Raw genomic sequence first — 23397 nt, 5'->3', positions numbered from 1 at the left:
TTCAGCGTTCTGGCGCTTTGGTCGTCAGAACGCTCCAGTCGAACGCGCGCGCCCAGTCGGCAAAGCCGTGCCAGCGCACCTCCGGAAATTCCCTGTGCAAGGTGGCGATATCGACGTCGTAGCCGACGCGGTCGAACCATTCGAACATCAGCGCAGCGTCCTCGCTTTGCTGACGAGCAACCGCGATCGGTATTTCCTGATAGCGGATCGGGTGGCCGATGGCGCCGGACAGAATTGCGGCCTGTTCTTCGCCCGACAATTCGTCGCCGGCGAAATTGAAGCGCTTGCCGAACACCCGCTCCCGCCGCTCGGCCAGAGCGGCCACGAAAGCGCCGATATCCGCGAGGGCGACCAGTTGAAGCACCCGCTTGGGCGGCATCGCGAAGGCATGGATGCCATGGTTGAGCGCACCGATCGACCACGGCGCGACGGCATTCTCCATGAAGGCCGCCGGCGCGCTGATCGAATAGGGAATGCCGAGCTGCTCGATATACCGCTCGACCAGATATTTGCTTTCGAAATGCGGGATGCCTGTATTCTTGTCGGCGTCGGCAACGGAGGAATAGATCAGGTGTCCGACGCCGGCGGCCTTCGCAGCATCGGCGGCAAGGATTCCCAGACGGGTCTCCTCCTCGAGGCCGGCTTCATAGCTGTTGCCCATCAGGAACATGGTGTCGACGCCTTTTGCGGCGCTCACGACCGAGCCCGCGTCAGCGAGATCGCCGGCCACCACCTCGGCGCCCGCCGACGCCAGTTGCCGCGCGCCCTCGCTGTCCGGCTTGCGCGTCAGTCCCTTGACGTGATGGCCTCTAGCCAACAGGGCACGCGCAACCGCGCCACCTTGCTGGCCCGTGGCGCCGGTCACAAGAACGCTTCGTTTGCTGGTCATTTCGTCTGCTCCTTCTTCTCTGTCTGGCTTGTTTGTCCGGAGCAAAATTAAGCCCTGTCCGATTGATGCATAATTGCCTATAATTGGAAAACTTTGTTCCACTTGTGAGCACAATGATTGATCTCAATGATATCGTCGTGTTTGCTCGCGTCGTCGAAGCCGGCAGCTTCACCGCCGCCGCGCGCCTGCTCGCCATACCCAAGACGACGGTCAGCCGCCGTGTCGCCGCGCTAGAACGCGAGGTCGGCGTGCGCCTGCTGCAGCGCACGACACGCAGCCTCAACCTGACGGATGCCGGGCGCTCCTATTATGAGCAGAGCAGCCAGGGACTGCGGACTATAGAGGAAGCGAATCTGCGTCTCGCGGAGGCGAGGGCAGAACCGTCGGGCACTATCCGCATTTCAGCCCCGGTAGGTTTTGGCAGCTATTTCCTCATCCGCGCCGTGGTCGACTTTCTGGCGTTGTATCCGAAGACCAACGTCGAGCTTCGCCTCACCGACGACAAGCTCAACTTGGTCGAGGACGGTATCGACCTTGCCTTCCGCACAGGCACCCTTCAGGATTCGACGCTGATCGCCCGCAAGCTCGGCGCCACGCGCAGGCTGCTCTGCGCAAGCCCCGACTATCTAACGCGATACGGAATACCGGAAAGTCCGGCGGATCTGGCGCGCCATCGATGCGTCATCGCGGGCCCATCGGCCTCAGCTGCTCATTGGGTGCTGGATGGACCACAAGGCCAGGAGACGGTCGTGGTCGCGGGGCGCTTCGCCGCCAATGAAATGCAGGCGGTGGTTGCGGCCGCGCTCGCGGGCTTCGGCATCGCCCAATTGCCCCAGGCGATGGCCGAAGGGCTGATCGATCAGGGGCGCCTGCAGCGCGTTCTCGAGGATTACACGACACCGGCCGGCGGACTGCATGTCCTCTATCCGAGCAGCCGCCACCTTTCGCCCTTGGTAAAGGCCTTTATCGAACTGGCGGCCGGGCGGATTTCCAATCGGGCTGATACCGCTTAAAAGGCGTCTGTGCTACTCAATCGACCTTCAATTCCCGAGCGCGAGACCTGAATGACCGAGCGGATCGTCAGTTTTGTCATGAGCGGCGGCGTCGGTTCTCGGCTATGGCCGTTGTCACGTGAGGACAATCCCAAGCAGTTCCACGATCTGTCGGGCGATGGTTCCATGCTGGCCAAGACCTTGCGCCGCCTGACGGCGAGAGCGGCTGGCGAGACGCCGATCTTCCTGATTGCTTCGGAGCGTCATGCCGACCGTGTCCGTGCCGACTTGGCCGGTCTCGATCTTGCAGGTGGCGGCCCCCTGTTCGAGCCCGCGGGACGCAACACTGCCGCCGCCGTCGCACTGGCGACCCTGCGCACCTTGTCGGAATTCGGCGACAGCCTGGTGCTGGTGGTGCCCTCGGACCATGAAATAGCGACGGCAGGGCAATTCTGGCAAAGCATCGAAGCGGGATCGCAGGCGGCGCGCGCCGGCCGCCTGGTGGTGTTCGGCATCAAGCCGACCCAGCCGGAAACCGGTTATGGCTATATCGAGGTATCGGCCGAGAAGGGAGGGATATTCGACGTTTCGCGCTTCGTCGAGAAGCCCGACCTTGCGACGGCCAACGACTATCTCAAGGCGGGAAATTTCTACTGGAACACCGGCATCTTCCTGTTTCGGGCCGGTGCCATGCGCGACGCCTTTGAGGCATTCCAGCCCGATATCTGGCACGCCGCCGAAGCGGCCTACAAGGCGGCGACATCGGACCTGTCCGGCCTTTATATGCCGCTGGAGCTTTACGCGGCGATCCCGTCGAACTCGATCGACTATGCCATCATGGAGCGGGCAAAAGACATAGCCATGGTGCCGGCCGGTTTCCGCTGGAACGATCTCGGCTCCTGGCAATCGCTCCTCGATGTCGGTCCCGCCGACGGCCGGGGCAATGTCGTCGTCGGTGATGTCGTCGCCATCGATTGCGAGAATTCCTATATCCGCAGCGATGGCCGCCTGCTGTCGGCGATCGGCATGAAGGACGTTGCCATCGTCTCGACCGCCGATGCCACTTTCGTTGCCCCGGTCAGTCACAGCCAGCACGTCAAAAAGATCGTCGAGCAACTCGAAAAATCGGGACGGCTGGAAACCAGATTTACGCCCGCGCATGACCGCGTCATCCAAAGCGGCGCCTGGCGGCGACGGGTGCATCACTGGCTGTTCCACGAGACCTTGCCGTTGTGGTCGACATCAGGCGTCGACGAGCGCCATGGCGGCTTCCACGAGGCGCTGGGTTTCGACGCCAAGCCGCTCATCAAACCCAAGCGCATGCGCACCCAGGCCAGGCAGATCTACGCTTTCGCGGTTGCCAAGGAGCACGGCTGGACCGGCCCGGCCGACCGGCTGATCGCGCATGGCATCGACTTCATGGCGGGGCACGGCCGCACCGAACGGGGCGGTTGGGTGCGCACGCTGAATGTCGATGGCTCCGTCGCCGACCCGGTCGAGGATGCCTACGATCATTCCTGCATCCTGCTGGCATTGGCGCACGCGCATATGTCGGGCAATCCCGATGCCTTGCGGCTCGGCGAAGAGACCTTCGCCTTCCTCGATGCGCATCTGGAGGACAGCCGCATGACCGGCTTCCTCGAGACATCGGGCGGGACGGGCGAGCGGCGCTCCAACCCGCACATGCATCTACTCGAAGCTTTCCTGGCCTGGCACCAGGCGACCGGCGAGCGCGCGCATCTGCGTCGTGCGGCGCGCATCATCGACCTCTTCCGCAGCCATTTCTTCGACCCTGAGAGCTGGACGCTCGGCGAGTATTTCGATGCCGAATGGAAACCGGTCTCCGGAGAGAAGGGAACCTGGACCGAACCCGGCCACCACTTTGAATGGGCATCGCTGCTGGTCGATTTCGCCGGTCGCAGCGGCCAGGCCGAACTAAGCGTCTTTGCCCGAAAACTCTATGCCTCGGCGATCGCCAACGGCCTTAACCGTGCCACCGGCCTTGCCTATGGGGCAGTCTCGCGGCAGGGCCTGCCGCTCGACCTGATATCGCGCAGCTGGCCGCAGGCCGAGGCGCTCAAGGCGGCGATCGCGCTGGATGGCTCGGGCGGTCCTGATCTGAAGCCGGAGATCGAGGCGCGCGTCGGCCGGCTGTTCCGCTGGCACATCGACCCGGCCCCGCTCGGTCTGTGGATCGACCGCATCGACGAGCGCGGCCGCTCGCTGGCGCCGGACGTGCCGGCGAGCATCTTCTACCACTTGGTCTGTGCGCTGACCCAGTATCTGGATCGCACGGTGGACAAATAGGCAGGATCAGTACGGACTGGCGACGTCCCCGGTCTCGACATAGATCGACTTCAGCTGCGAATAGAGCGCCAGCGCCGCCAGCGAGTTCTCGCGGCCGATGCCGGACTGCTTGACGCCGCCGAAGGGGATTTCCACCGGCGTCAGATTGTAGGCGTTGATCCAGCAAGTTCCGGCCTGCAACTCGGCGATGACGCGGTGGGCGCGCGGCAGGTCGCGTGTGAAAACGCCCGCGGCAAGGCCGAACTCGGTGCCGTTGGCGCGGTCGATCACCTCGTCCTCACTGTTGAATTTCAGCACGCTCATGACCGGGCCGAAAATCTCCTCGCGGGCGATCCGCATCGTGTCGGTGACGCCGGTGAACACCGTCGGCTCGACGAAGAAGCCGCCCTGGAAGCCCTGCAGCGACGGCACATTGCCGCCACAGGCCAGCGTCGCCCCATCCTTCTTGCCGGCCGCGACATAGCCGACGACCTTCTCGTGCTGTGCCTTGGAGACCAGTGGCCCCATCTGCGTTTCCGGATCGAGCGGATCGCCGATGCGAATTTTCTTGGTCCGTTCGACCAGCCGCTCGACAAACCGATCGTGAATGCCGCTCTGGACGAAGACGCGCGTGCCATTGGAACAGATCTGGCCGGTCGAATAGAAGTTGCCGAGCATGGCGCCGCCAATGGCATTTTCGAGATCGGCATCGTCGAAGACGATCAGCGGCGACTTGCCGCCGAGTTCCATCGTCGCGTGCTTCATCTTGGAGCCGGCCAGCGACAGCACCTTTCGCCCGGTCGGCACCGAGCCGGTCACCGAGACCTTGGCGACGACATCATGGCCAACAAGCCCGGCGCCGACATCACCATAGCCTTGCACGACGTTGAAGAGCCCGTCGGGCAGGCCGGCCTCCGAGTAGATCTCGGCCAGCGCCAGTGCCGAAAGCGGCGTGTTTTCCGATGGCTTGAATACCATGGCGTTGCCCATGGCGAGCGCCGGCGCTGATTTCCAGCCGGCGATCTGGATCGGATAGTTCCATGCGCCGATGCCGACGCAGACGCCAAGCGCCTCGCGGCGCGTGTAGGCGAAGGGTCCGCCGAGGTCGACCGCTTCGCCGTTGAAGACGGCGACCGCGCCGGCGAAATATTCGAGGCAATCGGCTGCCGAAGGGGCGTCCGCCACCAGCGTCTCCTGGATCGCCTTCCCAGTGTCGAGCGTCTCGATGCGGGCAAGATCGGCGTTGCGGGCGCGCAAAATGTCGGCGGCACGGCGCAGAATGCGGCCACGCTCGACCGGCTTAAGCCGCGCCCAGGCAGGCTGTGCGGCACGTGCGGCCTCGATAGCTAGTTCCAGCACGTTCGGCGTCGCCGAACGCAGCATGGCGATCGTCTCGCCTGTCGCGGGATAGATCACCGGCAGCGGCGCGCCGCCGTCGTCCTCGATATAGCGTCCGTTGACATAGTGCGAAGCCGTGGGCTGGGCGCGCATGGGAGGTCTCCAAATCATTTCGGCCCCACGCGTCGGCTATTGGGCGGGCGGCTGTCGGGCGGCTCACTCTATTGGCGGATCATGGCCTATCTGTCAGAGGCCTGCCAGCGCGGATTGATCCATGGTTCCTGGTTGGACGGCGCGAGCGGCGTACGGCCAAGGATGTGATCGGACGCCTTCTCTCCGGTCATGATCGATGGCGCGTTGAGGTTGCCGTTGGTCACGCGCGGGAAGATCGAGGAGTCGGCGACCCGCAATCCGTCGACGCCGATGACCCGGCATTCCGGATCGACGACGCTCGATTGATCATCGACGCGGCCCATTCGGCAGGTGCCGCAGGGGTGATAGGCGCTTTCGGCGTGGTCGCGAATGAACACGTCGAGATCGTCATCCGACTGCACATGGCTGCCCGGCGAGAGTTCCTGTCCGCGATAGGCATCGAAGGCCGACTGGCCGAAGATTTCGCGGGTCAGGCGGATGCAGTGGCGGAACTCCGCCCAGTCGTCCGGATGCGACATGTAGTTGAAGCGGATGACCGGCTTCGCTTTTGGGTCCGGCGAGCGCAGCGTCACCGAGCCGCGCGACTTCGAGCGCATCGGCCCGACATGCGCCTGGAACCCGTGCGACTTCGCCGCCGCCTTGCCGTCGTAGCGAACCGCCGCCGGGATGAAGTGATACTGGATGTCGGGATAGTCGACGCCAGCCTGTGAGCGCACGAAGGCGGCGGCCTCGAAATGATTGGTGGCGCCCAGGCCCGACTTGAAAAACAGCCATTGCGCCCCGATCATAGCCTTGGAGAACGGGTTCAGCACTGAATTCAGCGTGATCGGTCTGGTCGATTCCTGCTGGATATAGAGCTCCAGATGGTCCTGCAGGTTGCCGCCGACGCCGGGCCGGTCTGCCACGACGGCAATGCCGTTTTCGCGCAAATGCCCGGCCGGGCCGATGCCGGACAGCATCAGGATCTTTGGCGAATTGATCGACGATGCCGCGACGATCACTTCGCGTCGCGCCTTAACGACCTGAATCTGTTTGTGAGCTTCGATCTCGACGCCGATGGCGCGTTGATTCTCGATGATCACCCGGCGCGCGAAACCCTTGACCAGACTCACGTTTTTGCGCCTGAGCGCCGGCTTCAGATAGGCTGATGCCGCCGACCAGCGGCGGCCGCCCAGAATGGTCTGCTCCATCGGGCCGAAGCCTTCCTGCTTGGCGCCATTGTAGTCGTGGGTCAGTTCAAACCCTGCCTGGCGGCCCGCTTCGACGAAGGCGCCATAGAGCGGATTGCGGCGCGAGCCGCGCTGCACATGCAGCGGCCCACCGTGCCCGCGCCAGCCATCCTCGCCACCGTCCGAATCCTCCATGCGCTTGAAGTAGGGGAGCACGTCAGCAAAACCCCAGCCGGCGGCGCCCTGTTCTGCCCAATGGTCGAAGTCACGGGCGTGGCCGCGCACATAGACCATGCCGTTGATCGAGGACGAGCCGCCGATCACCTTGCCGCGCGGCGTCGCCAGCACGCGGCCGCCCAGATGCGGCTCCGGCTCACTGGCGAACCCCCAGTCGTAGAGGCTCATGTTGAGCGGGATCGACAGCGCCGACGGCATCTGGATCAGAGGTCCGAGATCGGTGCCGCCGAATTCGATGACGATGACCGAATGCTTGCCGTCTTCAGACAGGCGATAGGCCATGGCCGAGCCGGCGGAGCCGGAGCCGATGATGACGAAATCCGCTTCAAGCATGGTTCATATCCGCCATAAAATCGGCGAGCGAAACGTTGCCGCCGGTAGCCATTACAAGGACGGTCTTTCCCGCCACATCCACTTTGCCGCCGAGCAGTGCCGCCAGCGAGGCCGCACCCGACGGTTCCAGCACCAGCTTCATCCGCTCGAAAGCGATCCGCATGGCGCGCCGCACCGACTGGTCGTCGACGGTGATGCCGCGGACACCCGCGGTCTTGACCGCGGCGAACGGCGCGTCGCCTGGCCGGCGCGACATCAGCCCGTCGCAGATCGACTTTGGTCCGATCGCCATGGTCTCGATGCTGCCATGCGCCAGCGAGGAACCCATGCCGTTGAACCCTTCGGGCTCGACGCCGATGATCCCGGTCGCCGGCGACAGATAGTGGAAGGCGAGCGAAACGCCGCCGATCAGCCCACCGCCGCCGACCGAGCAGAACAACAGGTCGGCGCTGGCGTCCTTGGCCGATAGCTGGTCGAGCGCTTCAAGGCCGGCACCCGCCTGGCCGGCGACGATCTCCGGATCGTCGAAAGGATGCAGCAGGGCCAGATCTTCGGTCTCCGCGATCTCGCGCGCCTTTGCGGCCGCGACTTCCTCGCGAGCCCGATCGTCATGATCGGTCAGTACGACGCGCGCGCCATAGCCTGCGGTGGCGTCCCGCTTGGCAGCCGGCGCATCGATAGGCATGACAATGGTGACCGGAATGCCGAGCGCCTGGCCGGCCGCGGCCAGCCCTTGCGCGAAATTGCCGGAGGAATAGGCGACGACGCCCTTCTTCGCCTCATCGGGCGAAAGCCGCTTCAGCCGCCAATAGGCGCCGCGAACCTTGAAGGATCCGGCCCATTGCAGCGATTCCGGCTTGATGAAGATCCGGGCCGCGCCGGTTTCCCTGGCCAGCGCCGTCGATTCCAGCAGTGGCGTGACCTGTGTCGCCTGGGAGGTGACGGCATAAGCCTGTCTGAGATGGTCGAGGGAGGGGACGAGAAGGTCTGCCATCATTCGCCTCGCGGATACCTTTTGCTCTCCTCGAGATTGTCGAGGTTCATGTGATTGCGCATGTACCGCTCGGACGCCTTCTGCAGCGGCTGGAAATCCCAGGGGTAATAGGCGCCGTTGCGCAGCGCCGGATAAACGACCCAGCGGCGTGCCTGGCTCTCGCGCACGGCGGCGTCGAAGCCGGCCATGTCCCAACGCACCCGCACCTTTTCCATGAATGCCGCCACAAGACCCGCATTGGCCGGGTCGTCGGCCAGATTGTCCCGCTCGAGCGGATCGGTTTCGAGATCGAACAATTGCGGCGGATCGAGTTCGCAATGAACGAATTTGTATCTGCCGTCGCGGATTGCCACCAACGGCGCATAGGAGCCTTCCGCGGCATACTCGATCAATACCGGTGCCGTGCGCTGCCCGCCCTTGGTGAGCGGCAGCAGCGACTGGCCATCGGTCCACGGCGCGATCGCCCCGATATCGATGCCGGCGAGGTCACAAAGCGTTGGTGCCACGTCGAGATTGGAGACCGGCGCCTCGATCAGGCCGGCACGAATGCCCTTGCCGGCAATCATCAACGGCACCCGCGCCGAGCCTTCGAAGAAGCTCATCTTGAACCACAGGCCTCGCTCGCCGAGCATGTCGCCGTGATCCGAACAGAACAGGATTATCGTGTCGTCGAGCATGCGCGTTCGCGTGAGAACGTCCAGGAGCTCGCCGACCTTGTCGTCGACATAGGAGATGTTGGCGAAATAGCCGCGCCGCGAACGACGCACCTGCTCGGGCGTGATCTCGAAAGAGGGATAGTCGCTGGCGTGGTACAGCCGCTGGGAATGCGTATCCTGCTCGTCATGCGCGATGAACCCGGTTTCCGGGTCCAGCGCCTGGCAATGCTCATAGAGATCCCAATACTGCTTGCGCGCGACATAGGGATCGTGCGGGTGCGACAGCGAAACGGTGAGGCACCATGGCCGATGGCCCGCATCGTCCTGTTCGCGTGAAAGCTGATAGAGCTTCTGCGACGCGAGGAAAACGACCTCGTCGTCATACTCCATCTGGTTGGTGGTTTCCGCAACGCCGGCGCCAGTCACCGAACCCAGATTGTGATACCACCACTCGATGCGCTCGCCGGGTTTGCGGTAGTCCGGCGTCCAGCCGAAATCCGCCGGATAGATGTCGGTGGTCAGCCGCTCCTCGAAACCGTGCAACTGATCCGGTCCGACGAAATGCATCTTGCCCGACAGGCAGGTGTAGTAGCCGGCGGCACGCAGATGATGGGCGAAGGTCGGGATCGACGAGGCGAACTCGGCCGCATTGTCATAGACCCCGGTGCGCGACGGCAACTGGCCGCTCATGAACGACGCACGGCCCGGTGCGCAGAGCGGCGAGGCGGTGTAGTTGTTGGCAAAGCGCGCCGAACGAGCGGCCAGCGCTTTCAGATGCGGCGTGTGCAGGAATTCCGCCGGCCCATCCGGGAAAAAGGTCCCGTTGAGCTGGTCGACCATGACGATCAGGAAATTAGGTCGCTTCGCTGTCACTGTTTGTGCCGTCCGCCAAGTTTGGTTTCGAGATAATCCTCGACCAGCGCGATCGCGGTCGCGGCGTCGGGCACGCCGTCCTTCAGCGCGCGCCTGATGTAGAGCCCGTCGATCATCGCAGCCGTCGCTTCCGCGGCGCGGTCGGCTTCGGTCCTGGGCAGGATACCGGTCAATCCGCTCATCAGGTTCGAATGCAGCCGCCGGGCGTAGATTCTGAGCAGCCGGCGAAGCGACGATGATTGCTGCGCGTCGACATAGAAGGCGAGCCATGCGGCGATGGTCTCCGCCTGGAACTGGATGTCGGAAAAATTGACGGCGACCACGGCCGAGACGCGCTCGCGCGGGGAAGTGGTGGATTGGAGCGCGCGGCGCATGTCGGTGGTCAGTTCAGCCAGAATGTGCCGCATCGTCGCGAACAGCAGCTCATCCTTGGCGCCGAAATAGTGATGGGCAAGAGCCGATGACACACCGGCGCGGCCGGCAATCTCCGACATGGTCACGTCAAGCGAGCCGCGCTGACCGATCGCCGAGATCGTCGCGTCGATGAGCGCCTTACGGCGCAATGGCTCCATTCCGACTTTTGGCATGTCGTTCCCGATTTCGTGCGGAGATTATTTTTTATTGACGCGTCAATCAATAAAAAAATCGACGCTGACGCGACCTGCACCAAGCGATTGTTGCGTTGCGGCCCCTTCACGGCTCGGGGAGGAATGTTTATATTTGAACAATAAACGGCGAAGCTTTGGACGAGGCTGGCGCCAAGGATGGAGACCGCCATGACCGCATGCATCGTTGGCTGGGCGCATTCGCGTTTCGGCAAGCTTGAGGGCGAGACGCTCGAAAATCTGATCGTCAAGGTCGCGACGGACGCGCTCGATCATGCCGGCATCGGCCCGGACGAGGTCGACGAGATCGTGCTTGGCCATTTCAACGCCGGCTTTTCGGCGCAGGATTTTACGGCAAGCCTGGTGCTTCAGGCCGATGACCGGCTGCGTTTCAAGCCGGCGACACGGGTCGAGAATGCTTGCGCTACCGGCTCGGCAGCGGTCAGGCAAGGCATCCGCGCCATCGACGCAAACGCTGCCCGGGTCGTTCTGGTGGTCGGCGCCGAGCAGATGACGACCACGCCCGGGCCAGAGATCGGCAAGAACCTGCTCAAGGCGTCCTATCTGCCCGAGGACGGCGACACGCCGGCCGGTTTTGCGGGCGTCTTCGGAAAGATCGCGCAGGCCTATTTCCAGCGCTATGGCGATCAGTCGGATGCGCTCGCCATGATCGCCGCCAAGAACCACAAGAACGGCGTCGACAATCCCTATGCCCAGATGCGCAAGGATTTCGGCTATGAATTCTGCCGGCAGGAGAGCGAAAAGAATCCCTTTGTCGCTGGTCCGCTGAAGCGCACCGACTGTTCGCTGGTTTCCGACGGCGCCGCCGCCCTTATCCTTGCCGACACGGCGACGGCGCTGAAGATGCGCCGCGCGGTCGCCTTCCGTGCCAACGAGCATGTGCAGGATTTCCTGCCGATGTCGAAGCGCGACATCCTGACGTTCGAAGGTTGCGAACAGGCCTGGACCCGTGCACTGAAGAACGCCGGCGTGACACTCGACGATCTCTCCTTCGTCGAAACGCATGACTGCTTCACCATCGCCGAATTGATCGAATATGAGGCGATGGGGCTGGCCAAGCCGGGTGAGGGCGCCAAATTGGCGCTGGATGGCACAACGGCAAAAGACGGCCGCCTGCCGGTCAATCCCTCCGGCGGCCTGAAGGCCAAGGGCCATCCGATCGGCGCCACCGGCGTCTCCATGCATGTCTTGACCGCCATGCAGCTTGTCGGCGAAGCCGGCGGCATCCAGGTGCCGGGCGCGAAACTCGGCGGTATCTTCAACATGGGCGGTGCGGCCGTCGCCAACTACGTTTCCATTCTCGACCGGATCAGATAGACCGCCCGTATTACAGCGCCGCGCGCCGTTTGGGGCGCGCAAAGGACGCGTAACACTTTGATTTTGCGGGAGGTGACATGACAAATCCGGTTCTGATCGAGGTTTTGCGCGGCGCCATTGTCGAGAGCGCCCATCGGGGCGCGGTCGCTGTCTTCGATGCCGATGGCAAGCCGGTCCTGGAGATCGGCGACACGTCGAAGCCGGTCTTTCCGCGTTCTGCCGTTAAGGCGATCCAGGCCCTGCCGCTTGTCGAAACGGGTGCCGCCGACGCCTATGGCTTCGGCGACCGCGAACTGGCGCTGGCCTGTGCCTCCCATTCCGGCGAGCCGGCGCATGTCGAATTGGCGCGGTCCATGCTGGCCAGGGCTGGGCTGGACGGGTCGGCGCTCGAATGCGGGACCCACTGGCCTTCGAACCATGACGCGGAGATTGCGCTCGCGCGTGCCGGCGGTTCACCAAATGCGCTGCATAATAATTGTTCCGGCAAGCATTCCGGCTTCCTCTGCACCTGCGTCCATTCAGACATCGCCCATCGCGGCTATGTGAGGCCGGATCACGCCTTGCAGGAAATGGTGCGCGACGCCATGCAGGCAGTCACCGGCGCTGTCCACAGCCCCGACGAACGCGCGATCGACGGCTGCTCGATCCCGACCTATGCGGTACCGCTCAGGAGTTTCGCGCTCGGCTTTGCCCGCATGGCCACGGCCCACGGCTTTGGCCCGGCGCGGGCGAAGGCCGCGAAGCGCCTGCTCTCCGCCTGCATGGCGGAGCCGTTCTTCGTCGCGGGCACCGGCCGTGCGGACCTGTTGCTGATGGAAGCCGCTCCCGGGCGAATTTTTGCGAAAGGCGGAGCCGAGGGCGTCCACTGTGCCGCAATTCCGCAACTCGGCCTCGGTATCGCGGTCAAATGCGATGACGGTGCCGGGCGCGCCGGCGACGCGATCGCAGCCGCTGTACTCGCTAGGCTGCTGCGGGCGGATGAAGCCTTGGCGGCGAAGCTGCTCGAACTTGCGAACGCGCCTATCGAAAGCCGGATTGGCGCCAAGGTCGGGGCGCTGAAGCCGACGCCGGCGTTGAATTGAAGGCAGCAATCAGCTGACGCGGGTCGCGCTCGACGGTCAGGTGCGCATAGCCGCTGCTGCCGGTCTGGGTGAGGTCAGACGTCACCGGCTCGGCCCAGCGCCGGCCCACAACCGCCCCGTTCGGCGCGCCATACGCTGACGACGATGCCGGTGCCTGCCTTGCGGGAATCATACCGGCCGCTCGACGCGCCTCATCTCCGGCGGCAACGGCTTGCCGAGCAGCCACTCGGCGCCTAAGTTCAGGGAATGAGCAGAGCTTTTACCCGCGAAGAAGACAGCGAAAACGCCATCGCTGGCGTTGGCGAGCGGCCGATCAGCACGCATCGTAACCTGGTGACGGAGCGCGGCCTGGCGCAGATCGAGGACAATCTGGCCGATCTGCGCGATATCATGGCGAAAGCGGAGCGGAAAGCCGACCGCGAGCGCATTGCTGTCGTGTCGCGCGACCTGCGCTACTGGACCGCGCGGCGCGAGAGTGCCGAGCTTTCCGTGCCGGAGCCCGGCAGCGATGTTATCCGCTTCGGCATGGGTGTCACGCTGGAAAGTGACGACGGCAAGAAGGTGCACTGGAAGATCGTCGGCGAGGACGAAGCCAATCCAGCCAAGGGCAGCATCTCGCATGTCTCGCCGATGGCGGTGGCCTTGTTTGGCAAGAAGGTCGGCGACGTCGCCAGCGTCAACGGCAAGGAGTGGGAGATCGTCAAGCTCTCGGAGAGTTAGTCTTCAAGCTTGACGACATGGTCGCGGAAGAATGCGGCGGCACCCGCTTCGTCGATCTCACCGGCAGCGATCATCATCACCAATTGGATGATCTCCTCCTGTTCGGCTTCGATGCTTAATCCGTTGAAATAGAGAAACAAGTCGGCCGCAGCGAAAGCCGTGCGCTTGTTGCCATCAACGAACGGATGGTTCTTCGCGATGCCGAAGAGATAGGCGGCGGCGAGTTCACTTAGATCTGGCTCGCCGTATGCTTCTTTCTGCTGCGGACGTGCGAGCGCCGATTCCAGCAGGCCTTCATCGCGGATGCCCGATGCGCCGCCGTGAAGACGCAATTGCTCGGCATGCATCGCCTGCACGAACTCTCGCGAATGATGTGCGGTCATTTTGCGAGCGCGCGGTAGGCAACCTCGTACTTCTTCATCCGCTCGCGCGCTACCTTCATCTTGCGCTCGAATTCTTCGGCAGAATCTTCCAATCGGCGCAAGCGAAGCTCTTGACCTTCCTGGACGACGACCACGTTGTCGCCTGTCTTGAGATTCAATCGATCGAGAAGCTCTTTCGGCAGAATCAGGCCGTCCGAATTACCGATCTTGCGAATTGTGGTGTTCATGATGAAACATCCTGTTGCAACGCTGATTATAACGCAGTGTACTCGATGTTGCAACAGAAATTATAACAGCATCAGCCTGCCGCCAGCATCCGATCCAGCAGCCGCTCCGCCGCTTCCGGAATGACCGTGCCCGGTGGGAAGATTTCCGCAGCACCTGCTTGCAGCACCGCGTCATAGTCCTGCGGTGGGATAACGCCGCCGGCCACGATCAGCATGTCGCCGCGGCCGAGTTTCTTCAGCGTGTCGCGCAATTCGGGGATCAGCGTCAGGTGACCCGCTGCCAGCGATGAGGCGCCGATGACGTGGACGTCATGCTGGATCGCCAGCTTCGCGATCTCTTCCGGTGTCTGGAACATGGCGCCGACGGTGACGTCGAAGCCGAGATCGGCGAAGGCCGTGGCGATCACCTTCTGCCCGCGGTCGTGGCCGTCCTGTCCCATCTTGGCCACGAGAATGCGCGGCTTGCCGCCGTTTTTCTTTTCGAAGGCATCAAGCTTGACCTGCAGCCGGTTGACCACCGGATTGTCGCCAAGCGCCTTGCGGTAGACACCGGAAATGGTCTGCACCGTGGCCACATGGCGGCCATAAGCCCTTTCCAAGGCGAACGAGATTTCACCGACAGTGGCATTGGCGCGCGCGGCGCGGATGGCGAACTCCAGCAGGTTGTCCTCGCCTTGGGCGGCACGGGTCAGCGTATCGAGCGCGTTTTCGACCGCGGCGACGTCACGCGTGCCTTTCAGCCGTTGCAGCTTCGAGAGTTGCCGGGCCCTGACCTCGGCATTGTCGATCTTCAGCACGTCGACCTCGATATCGGTCCCGGGGCGATGCGCATTGACGCCGACCAGCATCTGCTCGCCGGAATCGATACGCGCCTGCGTACGCGCCGCGGCTTCCTCGATGCGCAGCTTGGGTATGCCCTTTTCGATCGCCGCCGCCATGCCACCGAGAGCCTCGACCTCCTCGATATGGGCGAGCGCACGCGCCGCCAGGTCATGTGTCAGCCGCTCGAGATAGGCCGAACCGCCCCACGGATCGATGATCCGCGTGGTGCCGGATTCTTTCTGCAGGATGAGTTGCGTGTTGCGGGCGATGCGCGCCGAATGATCAGTCGGCAGCGCCATTGCTTCATCGAAGGAATTGGTGTGCAGCGACTGGGTATGCCCTTGGGTCGCGGCCATCCCTTCGATCATGGTGCGGATGATGTTGTTGTAGGGATCCTGCGCCGTCAGCGACCAGCCGGAGGTCTGGCAATGGGTGCGCAGGGACAGCGACCGTTCGTCCTTCGGCGCGAAATTCTTTTTCATCAGGGTCGCCCACAACAGGCGGGCGGCCCTGAGCTTGGCCACTTCCATGAAGAAGTTCATGCCGATCGCCCAGAAGAAGGAAAGGCGCGGCGCGAAACGGTCGATGTCGAGCCCTGCCGCGACGCCGGCGCGGGCGTATTCGATGCCGTCGGCGATCGTATAGGCGAGCTCCAGGTCGGCGGTCGCGCCGGCCTCCTGCATGTGATAGCCGGAGATCGATATCGAATTGAACTTCGGCATGTTCTTCGAGGTGTAGGAGAAGATGTCCGAGACGATCCGCATCGAGGGCTTCGGCGGATAGATGTAGGTGTTGCGGACCATGAATTCCTTCAGGATGTCGTTCTGAATGGTCCCCGCCAGATCCTTCTGCGCCACGCCTTGTTCTTCCGCCGCCACGATGTAGAGCGCCATGACCGGCAGCACCGCGCCATTCATCGTCATCGACACGGTCATGTCGCCGAGCGGAATGCCGTCGAACAACTGCCGCATGTCGAGGATGGAATCGATGGCCACACCCGCCATGCCGACATCGCCGGCCACGCGCGGATGGTCTGAATCATAGCCGCGATGCGTGGCCAGATCGAAGGCAACCGAAAGACCTTTCTGGCCGGCGGCAAGGTTGCGCCGGTAAAAGGCGTTGGACTCTTCGGCGGTCGAAAAGCCTGCATATTGCCGGATCGTCCAGGGCTGCTGGACATACATGGTCGGGTAGGGGCCGCGCACGAACGGCGCCAGGCCTGGATAGGTATCGAGATGCGGCAATCCTTTGAGGTCGCCCTGACTGTACAACTGCTTGACGACAAGACCTTCCGGCGTCGTCCGCTGTCCCTTGACCTCGACCGGTGCGCGGCGCGGCGGCACCCAGCCGATCTGACTGAAATCCGGAATCAAGAAGCGGCCCCGATGGATTGCTCGATGCGAACCGGCGACAGTGCCTCGCACAGCACGACACCCTCGGTGAAGGCAGGTCGCCGCTCTGCGTCCAGCGTTTCGACCGGACGCTCGCTTTTCAAGGGATGAAGCGTGGCGCCGACAATGGCCCGCTCGCCTGACTTGAAGGCAATGCCGCGCTGGGCGGCGGCAGTGCGGACGCGCTGCTGGATATATCCGTCCCGAAGGCTGGACAGCACGCCACCCTCTGCCTCGATCGCCTGCAACTCCGCCCACGCTGCTTCGCAAAGATCTGACGTCAGCGCTTCGACCGCGCCGGAGCCATGGGCGGGATCTGTGACATGATCGACATGGCTTTCATTGGCCATGATCAGTTGCGCATTACGCGCGACGCGGCGGGCAAAAGCCGCCGGCAGGCCGTGCGCGATCGTATGCGGCAGGATTGAGATCGAATCGGCGCCTCCCGCCGCCGCGGCGAAGCAGCCGATCGTCGTGCGCAGGATGTTGTTTTCGGGGTCCAATGCCGTCATCATGCGAAATGATGTCTCGGCATGGATATTGGCCGTGGAATTGGGGATCGAGCAGGCCTCCTGCACCCGTGCCCACAGCCTGCGCAGGGCCCGCACTTTGGCCATAGACAGGAACTGGTCCTGGTCGACGCTGAGCGCGAAACCGATATGAGGCGCGGCATAGACGAGCGGCTGCCGCGCCTTCTCGAACATCCTCAGATACGAAACCGCCGAAGCCAGCATGATGCCGAGTTCCTGCGCTTCCGTGGCGCCGGCATTGTGAAAGACGCGACCGTCCGCCTCCAGAAGCACACCGGGGACGCCCATCGAGAAGAAATGCGCCAGCGATTGCGGCATCGATTCCTGCAGCGCCTCGATCGACATGCGCAGTCGTCCGGTGCCGGCGAGGATAGCCGCCGGATCGATGCCGAAGGAAAGGTTGAGCTTTGCCGGATCGGAGCGGCGCTTGCTCAGGAACGCCACCAGCCAGTCGGCCATGGGGCGGCTCCACGGGTGGGTATCGATGCGGATCTGGACCCGGTTGAGGGGTACGCCCTCTAGTACCGTCTCCAGTGCCTGCGCCGTCCTCGGCAGGCCGTAGCCGAACGCGTTCGGAGCACCCTCGAAGACGAGCGACAGTCCCGTCGCGCCCTGCGCGATATCTTCCAGGACCTGGGTCTTGGCGCGATCGACATCGGGGTCGTCGACGCGCTGGCTGACGATCCAGGGCAATTGAGGATTGGCGCGCACGATCGGTTCCGTTCCGGTCGCGCGATCATAGAGCGGCTCGACGCGGATGTGGTCGTCGGTGTGCGAGACCAGCTTTTCCTCAAAGGATGCGCCGGCCAACGCCTTTTCCGCCAAGGCCAGCCATTGCTGACGCTGCGCATCCATTGGCTCAACATCCCTGGTCAAGGCTCCGGCGCCCATTCATCGTCCTCGTTCTATGTGGCCGCACCAGCCCGGGCAGCCCAGTCTACGGTCCCCGGACGGTTATCGCAATGCGCATCCAAGGCCTGAATCCCACCACCAGATATTCGATCCACCTGATATAGGTTGGCTTGCGTGGACCGACCATGGACGATTGCCAAACACCGTCGAAATTCGCAAGTTCCAAAATCCGCTCCTGGCGATTGGTCCGGGTTTGGACGATTGGCCCTGATTGGACGATAGCCCTGATTGGATGATTGGCCTCGCTTTGGACAATTGTCATTGTCGCTATGCAACGGCCTCACTATACCTTCGGACAAAGGCTGGCCTTAGACACATCACTTTGCGGAGAACCGACATATGGCTGACGATACCAGTATTTTCATCGGCGCCAGCCGCAAGCTCGACGACAGCTATCAGCGCGCCGAAAATCTGCTGCTGCAATACGGCAACCGCCACGGCCTGGTGACCGGCGCCACCGGTACCGGCAAGACTGTCAGCTTGCAGATCCTGGCCGAAGGTTTTTCGAATGCCGGCGTGCCGGTATTCTGCGCCGACATCAAGGGCGACCTTTCCGGCATCGCCATGATGGGCACCGCCCAGGATTTCCTTGTCAAGCGGGCAGAACAGGTCAGGCTTGACCCTTACGACTTTCAGGAATTTCCGGTCATCTTCTGGGATCTGTTCGGCGAGCAGGGCCACCCCATCCGCGCGACCATTTCGGAAATGGGACCGCTGCTCCTGTCGCGGCTGATGAACCTGACCGACGCTCAGGAAGGCATCATGAACATCGCCTTCCGCATCGCCGATGAGGAAGGGCTGCTGCTGCTCGACATGAAAGACCTGCAGGCGCTGCTCGCCAACATCGCCGAGCGCGCCGAAGAGATCAGCGCCCGTTACGGCAACGTCACCAAGCCGTCAGTAGGGGCCATTCAGCGCACGCTGCTGGTGCTGGAGCAGCAGGGCGCGGCGAATTTCTTCGGCGAGCCGGCTTTGCGGATCGCCGACATCATGCGCACCACGCGTGACGGTCGCGGTGCCATCAGCGTGCTCGCCGCCGACAAGCTGATGATGAATCCGCGCCTCTACGCGACGTTCCTGCTTTGGCTGATGTCGGAGCTGTTCGAGGAACTACCCGAAGTCGGCGACCCCGACAAGCCGAAGCTGGTGTTCTTCTTCGACGAGGCGCACCTCTTATTCGACGAGGCGCCGAAGGTGCTGATCGACCGGGTCGAGCAAGTGGTCCGCCTGATCCGCTCCAAGGGCGTCGGCGTCTATTTCGTCACGCAGAACCCTTTGGATATCCCCGAAAAGGTCCTGGCCCAACTCGGCAACCGCGTGCAGCACGCGCTGCGCGCCTACACGCCGCGGGAGCAGCAGGCGGTGAGGACGGCGGCCGAAACTTTCCGGCCCAATCCGGACTTCGACTGCGCCACCGCCATCACCCAGCTCGCCACCGGCGAGGCGCTGGTTTCGACGCTGGAGGCCAAGGGCATTCCGTCCATGGTCCAGCGCACGCTGATCCGTCCGCCGTCATCGCGGCTTGGACCCATCACCCCCGCCGAGCGGCAGAAGCTGATCGGGGAAAGCCCGGTCACCGGCCAGTACGACCAGGTCATCGACCGCGAGTCAGCTTTCGAGATGCTGCAGAAGAAGGCCAAGGAGGCGCAGGACGCCGAGGCGCAGGCGCAGCAGGCAGGCACCGGCGGCTCGCGCTGGACCATTCCAGGCTTCGGCAATGACGATCCCGCACCGCAGTCCGGCGGCAGGCGCGCGCCTGCGCCGCGCCCGTCCAACCGCCAGACGGTGGCGGAAGCCGCAATCAAGTCGGTCGTGCGCTCGGTCGGCTCTTCGGTCGGCCGTGCGATCGTGCGCGGAATATTGGGCAGCCTGTCGCGGGGGCGGTAGAATCGGGCAGCGGCGTTGCCGCTGTCCTGTGAGCTCAGAAAATCGCGTCCGTCACCGCTTTGACTGGTCCGAGCAGGACCGATCCATCCGGCACGCCGGCGTCGATCGGGATTGCCTTGTGGTTGGCCGTCGCCACCATCGGCTGGCGGGCGTCGCTGGTCACGATGACCGGCGTCTTGGAGGGCACGCGATCGTAAAGGTCGATAATGTCCTGGTTCATCAGGCGCACGCAGCCCGACGACACCGATTTGCCGATCGAGCGCCACTCCGGCGAGCCGTGCAGGCGATAGAGCGTGTCCACATTGCCCTGGAAGAGATAGAGCGCGCGCGCGCCGAGCGGGTTCTTCAAGCCGCCGGGCATGCCGCCATTGTCGGCGCTATACTGCTTCAATTCCGGCTGGCGGGCGACCATCTCATCCGGCGGCGTCCATTTCGGCCATTTCTGCTTCCATTGGACGACGGCGTCGCCCGACCACTCGAAGCCGGCGCGGCCGAGACCGACGCCATAACGGATGGCCTGGCCGCCCGGGCGAACCAGATAGAGGAAATGGCCTGTCGTATCGACGACGATGGTTCCCGGCTTCTGGCCGGTCGGGTCGGGCACGATCTGGCGCAGGAACTGCGGATCGATCCTGTCGACCGGGATGGCCGGCAGATCGAAGCCGCCATCGCTGACCGCCGCGTACATCGACGCATAGTCGGCAAGCGGAGGCTCGACATAGGGTGGTGGCGGCGGCTCGGCCGGCCCGGGGCCGGTGGTGGCGCATGCCGAAACCGCGATCGAGGCGGCGCCCAGGGCTGCGGCGTTGAGGAAGCCGCGACGGCTCAGGCGATAGGATTCGATTTCGGTTATGGACATGGCTGCCTTCTTTAAGACTCAAATCGCAACAAAGCGTCAACACGCCGACATCCGCTGCGGGTGCCTGACAACACCTGAGGCGATAGGCGGTTCCGATTCTGGCCCGAACGTGGACAAACAAAGGCGAAGCTGTGACTGCGCCGCCACTGTGGCGTTGGGGCCACAGGTCCGCTAGCCACCGGATACGAGGGCCTCCAGCGACGGCAGGATCAGGGCCGGCGGCAAGTCCTGGTATTCCTCCGGCTGGTTGGAGCGGTTGATCCAAACCGTGCGGAAGCCGAATTTGGTGGCGCCCGCTATGTCCCAGCGATTGGAAGACTGGAAGGAGATCGCGCCGGGATAGAGCCGCCAATCCGTGGCGACCATGTCGTAGACCGCTGGATCGGTCTTGAAGCGACGCACCGCATCGACCGAATAGATGTTGTCCAGGACCTGGTCGAGTGCCGCGGACTTGACCGCCGCCTCCAGCATTTCGGGCGAGCCATTGGAGAGGATCGCCAGCCTGGCGCCCGAGGCCTTGAGCGCCTTCAGCACGGCCGGCACTTCGGGATAACAGTCCAGCCTCCAATAGGCCTCCAGCAGCTTTGCCTTGAGACTAGGATCGGCCGAAGGGACCTTGCGCAAGGCGAAGTCCAGCGCCTGTTCCGTCAACTGCCAGAAGTCGGCGTAGGCGCCCATCAACGTGCGCACCCAGGAGTATTCAAGCTGCTTGGCGCGCCAGATTTCGGACAGGAGCTGGCCGTCGGGGCCGATCGCGCCTGCATGGCGGCGCACGGCCGCATGCACGTCGAATAGCGTGCCATAGGCGTCGAAAACATAGGCGGCGTATTGCATGGCAACAGTTTTGAGGCGAGGCGGGACAAGGTGCAAGCCTTGATTGCATCGCACCCGTCGCTGGCCTCAACAAAACTCCCCAATGCTGGTTGACGGCAGCGGCCAAAGCATCATCCAATGTTGTCACACAAGATCGACCGGAACAGGAAAACGCGATGACACTGGCGGCGGCGGCGCAATCCGCGACATGGACTTTCGTCGATGGCGATTGGTACGAAGGCAATGTCGCCATTCTGGGGCCGCGCAGCCACGCCATGTGGCTCGGCACCAGCGTGTTTGACGGGGCTCGCTGGTTCGAGGGCGTGGCGCCCGATCTCGAACTTCATGCCGCACGCGTCAATGCCTCGGCGATCGCGCTCGGCCTCGCGCCAAACATGACGCCCGAGCAGATCGTCGGGCTGACCTGGGACGGATTGAAGAAATTCGACGGCAAGACGGCGGTCTACATCAGGCCGATGTACTGGGCCGAGCATGGCGGCTACATGGGCGTCCCGGCCGATTCCGCCTCGACCCGTTTCTGCCTCTGCCTCTATGAATCGCCCATGATCTCGCCGACCGGCTTTTCCGTGACCGTATCGCCGTTCCGGCGCCCGACCATCGAAACCATGCCGACCAACGCCAAGGCCGGCTGCCTCTATCCCAACAACGGCCGCGCCATCCTCGAGGCCAAGGCGCGCGGCTTCGACAATGCGCTTGTGCTCGATATGCTGGGCAATGTCGCGGAGACCGGAAGCTCGAATATCTTCCTGGTCAAGGACGGCCATGTGCTGACGCCGGCGCCCAACGGAACCTTCCTGTCCGGCATCACCCGCTCGCGCACGATGACGCTGCTCGGCGACTATGGGTTCAGGACGACCGAAAAGACGCTGTCGGTGCGGGATTTCCTCGAAGCCGACGAAATCTTCTCGACCGGCAACCACTCCAAGGTGGTGCCGGTCACCCGCGTCGAGGACTGCGACCTGCAACCCGGCCCGGTGGCCAAGAAGGCACGCGAACTCTATTGGGATTGGGCGCATTCGACGTCAGCTGGCTGAGGTCCGGCCTTTTTGTCGCTGCGCGGTTGGCCCCAGGAAAAGCGTGTGACAGTTTTCGGGAACCCGCTTAGAAAGGGAACCGGCGCTTCATTCCGGAGTTGCTCCAGCTCAATCCCGACCTATCTTACTCCGGTATCCACACCGGATTTTCCACGAGGGAGTACTACCCATGGCTTTCGAATTGCCCGCTCTGCCCTACGACTATGAGGCCCTGCAGCCCTATATGTCGAAAGAGACGCTGGAGTATCACCACGACAAGCATCACAAGGCCTATGTCGACAACGGCAACAAGCTCGCCGCCGAAGCCGGCCTCGGCGATCTTTCGGTCGAAGAGGCGGTCAAGCAGTCGTTCGGCAAGAACGCCGGCCTCTTCAACAATGCCGCCCAGCATTACAACCACATCCATTTCTGGAAATGGATGAAGAAGGGCGGCGGCGGCAACAAGCTGCCTGGCGCGCTGCAGAAGGCTTTCGACAGCGATCTCGGCGGCTACGACAAATTCAAGGCTGATTTCATCGCCGCTGGCACGACGCAGTTCGGTTCGGGATGGGCCTGGGTTTCGGCCAAGGACGGCAAGCTGGCGATCTCGAAGACGCCGAACGGCGAAAACCCGCTGGTTCATGGCGCATCGCCAATCCTCGGTGTCGACGTCTGGGAACACTCCTACTACATCGACTACCGCAACGCCCGGCCGAAATACCTCGAGGCCTTCGTCGACAGCCTGATCAATTGGGATCACGTGCTCGAGCTCTACGAAAAGGCAAATGCCTGATCGATCTTCCGAAAAGGCCCGGCACCCCCGGGCCTTTTCTTTTAAGTCGAAGCCCCACCGCAGCCAGAGTCGTCCAAATTC

Annotated in this window: 20 protein-coding genes; 8 read left to right on the top strand and 12 right to left on the bottom strand. The window is 63.3% G+C overall.

Annotated features, from left to right (window positions below):
• Window position 1 precedes the first annotated feature (1 nt).
• Window positions 2-889 (bottom strand): NmrA/HSCARG family protein, encoded by an 888-nt coding sequence (locus FJ434_RS10975; RefSeq protein ID WP_140746842.1) that lies wholly within the window; start codon window positions 887-889, stop codon window positions 2-4.
• Between the two features lie 113 nt (window positions 890-1002).
• Between FJ434_RS10975 and FJ434_RS10970 the strand changes: the two genes are divergently transcribed.
• On the top strand, window positions 1003-1902 hold the full coding sequence (locus FJ434_RS10970) for a LysR family transcriptional regulator (RefSeq protein ID WP_140717009.1): 900 nt from the start codon (window positions 1003-1005) through the stop codon (window positions 1900-1902).
• A 51-nt stretch (window positions 1903-1953) separates the two neighbouring features.
• The gene (locus FJ434_RS10965; protein WP_140746839.1) at window positions 1954-4188 is read left to right on the top strand and encodes a mannose-1-phosphate guanylyltransferase/mannose-6-phosphate isomerase; all 2235 of its coding nucleotides are present in this window, start codon (window positions 1954-1956) and stop codon (window positions 4186-4188) included.
• Window positions 4189-4194: 6 nt separating this feature from the next.
• Here the strand turns inward: FJ434_RS10965 and betB are convergent, their stop codons facing one another.
• From betB to betI, 5 genes are all read right to left on the bottom strand, one after another.
• The gene (gene betB / locus FJ434_RS10960; protein ID WP_140506141.1) at window positions 4195-5658 is read right to left on the bottom strand and encodes a betaine-aldehyde dehydrogenase; all 1464 of its coding nucleotides are present in this window, start codon (window positions 5656-5658) and stop codon (window positions 4195-4197) included.
• Between the two features lie 86 nt (window positions 5659-5744).
• On the bottom strand, window positions 5745-7397 hold the full coding sequence (gene betA, locus FJ434_RS10955; RefSeq protein WP_140717013.1) for a choline dehydrogenase: 1653 nt from the start codon (window positions 7395-7397) through the stop codon (window positions 5745-5747).
• Window positions 7390-8394 (bottom strand): threonine/serine dehydratase, encoded by a 1005-nt coding sequence (locus FJ434_RS10950; RefSeq protein WP_181165878.1) that lies wholly within the window; start codon window positions 8392-8394, stop codon window positions 7390-7392. The genes betA and FJ434_RS10950 overlap by 8 nt, the downstream gene beginning before the upstream one ends.
• Window positions 8391-9920: a choline-sulfatase gene (gene betC, locus FJ434_RS10945; RefSeq protein ID WP_140746833.1), complete on the bottom strand. Its 1530-nt coding sequence runs from the start codon at window positions 9918-9920 to the stop codon at window positions 8391-8393. The genes FJ434_RS10950 and betC overlap by 4 nt, the downstream gene beginning before the upstream one ends.
• The gene (betI, locus tag FJ434_RS10940; RefSeq protein WP_140506133.1) at window positions 9917-10507 is read right to left on the bottom strand and encodes a transcriptional regulator BetI; all 591 of its coding nucleotides are present in this window, start codon (window positions 10505-10507) and stop codon (window positions 9917-9919) included. The genes betC and betI overlap by 4 nt, the downstream gene beginning before the upstream one ends.
• Before the next feature lie 189 nt (window positions 10508-10696).
• Here betI and FJ434_RS10935 point away from each other — a divergent pair, with 189 nt between their 5' ends.
• The 3 genes from FJ434_RS10935 to greA all read left to right on the top strand — a co-directional run bounded on the left by FJ434_RS10935 (window position 10697) and on the right by greA (window position 13665).
• On the top strand, window positions 10697-11863 hold the full coding sequence (locus FJ434_RS10935) for an acetyl-CoA acetyltransferase (RefSeq protein ID WP_140506131.1): 1167 nt from the start codon (window positions 10697-10699) through the stop codon (window positions 11861-11863).
• A 77-nt stretch (window positions 11864-11940) separates the two neighbouring features.
• Entirely contained in the window at window positions 11941-12945 is a 1005-nt protein-coding gene (locus FJ434_RS10930; RefSeq protein WP_140746830.1) for an asparaginase, read from the top strand.
• A 246-nt stretch (window positions 12946-13191) separates the two neighbouring features.
• A complete protein-coding gene (gene greA, locus FJ434_RS10920; RefSeq protein WP_140746824.1) occupies window positions 13192-13665 on the top strand; it encodes a transcription elongation factor GreA in 474 nt (157 codons plus the stop codon).
• On the opposite strand, the gene FJ434_RS10915 is transcribed toward greA, so the two are convergent.
• The 4 genes from FJ434_RS10915 to FJ434_RS10900 all read right to left on the bottom strand — a co-directional run bounded on the left by FJ434_RS10915 (window position 13662) and on the right by FJ434_RS10900 (window position 17909).
• Window positions 13662-14048, bottom strand: coding sequence for a type II toxin-antitoxin system death-on-curing family toxin (locus tag FJ434_RS10915; RefSeq protein ID WP_140746820.1), 387 nt, complete (start codon window positions 14046-14048; stop codon window positions 13662-13664). The two genes, greA and FJ434_RS10915, sit on opposite strands and share 4 nt — an antisense overlap.
• Window positions 14045-14275, bottom strand: a complete 231-nt coding sequence (locus tag FJ434_RS10910) for an AbrB/MazE/SpoVT family DNA-binding domain-containing protein (RefSeq protein WP_140506122.1) — start codon at window positions 14273-14275, stop codon at window positions 14045-14047. The genes FJ434_RS10915 and FJ434_RS10910 overlap by 4 nt, the downstream gene beginning before the upstream one ends.
• A 71-nt stretch (window positions 14276-14346) precedes the next feature.
• Window positions 14347-16470, bottom strand: coding sequence for a methylmalonyl-CoA mutase (scpA, locus tag FJ434_RS10905; RefSeq protein ID WP_140746816.1), 2124 nt, complete (start codon window positions 16468-16470; stop codon window positions 14347-14349).
• Complete coding sequence (locus tag FJ434_RS10900; protein WP_140746813.1) at window positions 16467-17909, bottom strand: methylmalonyl-CoA mutase subunit beta; 1443 nt, start codon at window positions 17907-17909, stop codon at window positions 16467-16469. The genes scpA and FJ434_RS10900 overlap by 4 nt, the downstream gene beginning before the upstream one ends.
• A 360-nt stretch (window positions 17910-18269) precedes the next feature.
• Between FJ434_RS10900 and FJ434_RS10895 the strand changes: the two genes are divergently transcribed.
• Window positions 18270-19817 (top strand): helicase HerA-like C-terminal domain-containing protein, encoded by a 1548-nt coding sequence (locus tag FJ434_RS10895; RefSeq protein ID WP_140746810.1) that lies wholly within the window; start codon window positions 18270-18272, stop codon window positions 19815-19817.
• Window positions 19818-19851: 34 nt separating this feature from the next.
• Here the strand turns inward: FJ434_RS10895 and FJ434_RS10890 are convergent, their stop codons facing one another.
• Both FJ434_RS10890 and FJ434_RS10885 read right to left on the bottom strand, forming a co-directional pair.
• Window positions 19852-20676 carry a L,D-transpeptidase gene (locus tag FJ434_RS10890; RefSeq protein ID WP_140717031.1) on the bottom strand — a complete coding sequence of 275 codons (825 nt, stop codon included), beginning with the start codon at window positions 20674-20676 and terminating at the stop codon, window positions 19852-19854.
• Between the two features lie 171 nt (window positions 20677-20847).
• Window positions 20848-21510, bottom strand: a complete 663-nt coding sequence (locus tag FJ434_RS10885; RefSeq protein WP_140746807.1) for a haloacid dehalogenase type II — start codon at window positions 21508-21510, stop codon at window positions 20848-20850.
• A gap of 155 nt (window positions 21511-21665) precedes the next feature.
• Between FJ434_RS10885 and FJ434_RS10880 the strand changes: the two genes are divergently transcribed.
• Window positions 21666-22544 carry a branched-chain amino acid aminotransferase gene (locus FJ434_RS10880; protein ID WP_140746804.1) on the top strand — a complete coding sequence of 293 codons (879 nt, stop codon included), beginning with the start codon at window positions 21666-21668 and terminating at the stop codon, window positions 22542-22544.
• Between the two features lie 169 nt (window positions 22545-22713).
• Window positions 22714-23316 carry a superoxide dismutase gene (locus FJ434_RS10875; protein WP_140746801.1) on the top strand — a complete coding sequence of 201 codons (603 nt, stop codon included), beginning with the start codon at window positions 22714-22716 and terminating at the stop codon, window positions 23314-23316.
• The last annotated feature ends 81 nt before the right edge of the window (window positions 23317-23397 follow it).

This window comes from Mesorhizobium sp. B2-5-13 (assembly GCF_006440535.1).
GTDB lineage: Bacteria > Pseudomonadota > Alphaproteobacteria > Rhizobiales > Rhizobiaceae > Mesorhizobium > Mesorhizobium salmacidum.
The sequence above is the reverse complement of the archived record's forward strand: the minus strand, read 5'-3'. Positions and strand labels throughout refer to the sequence as shown.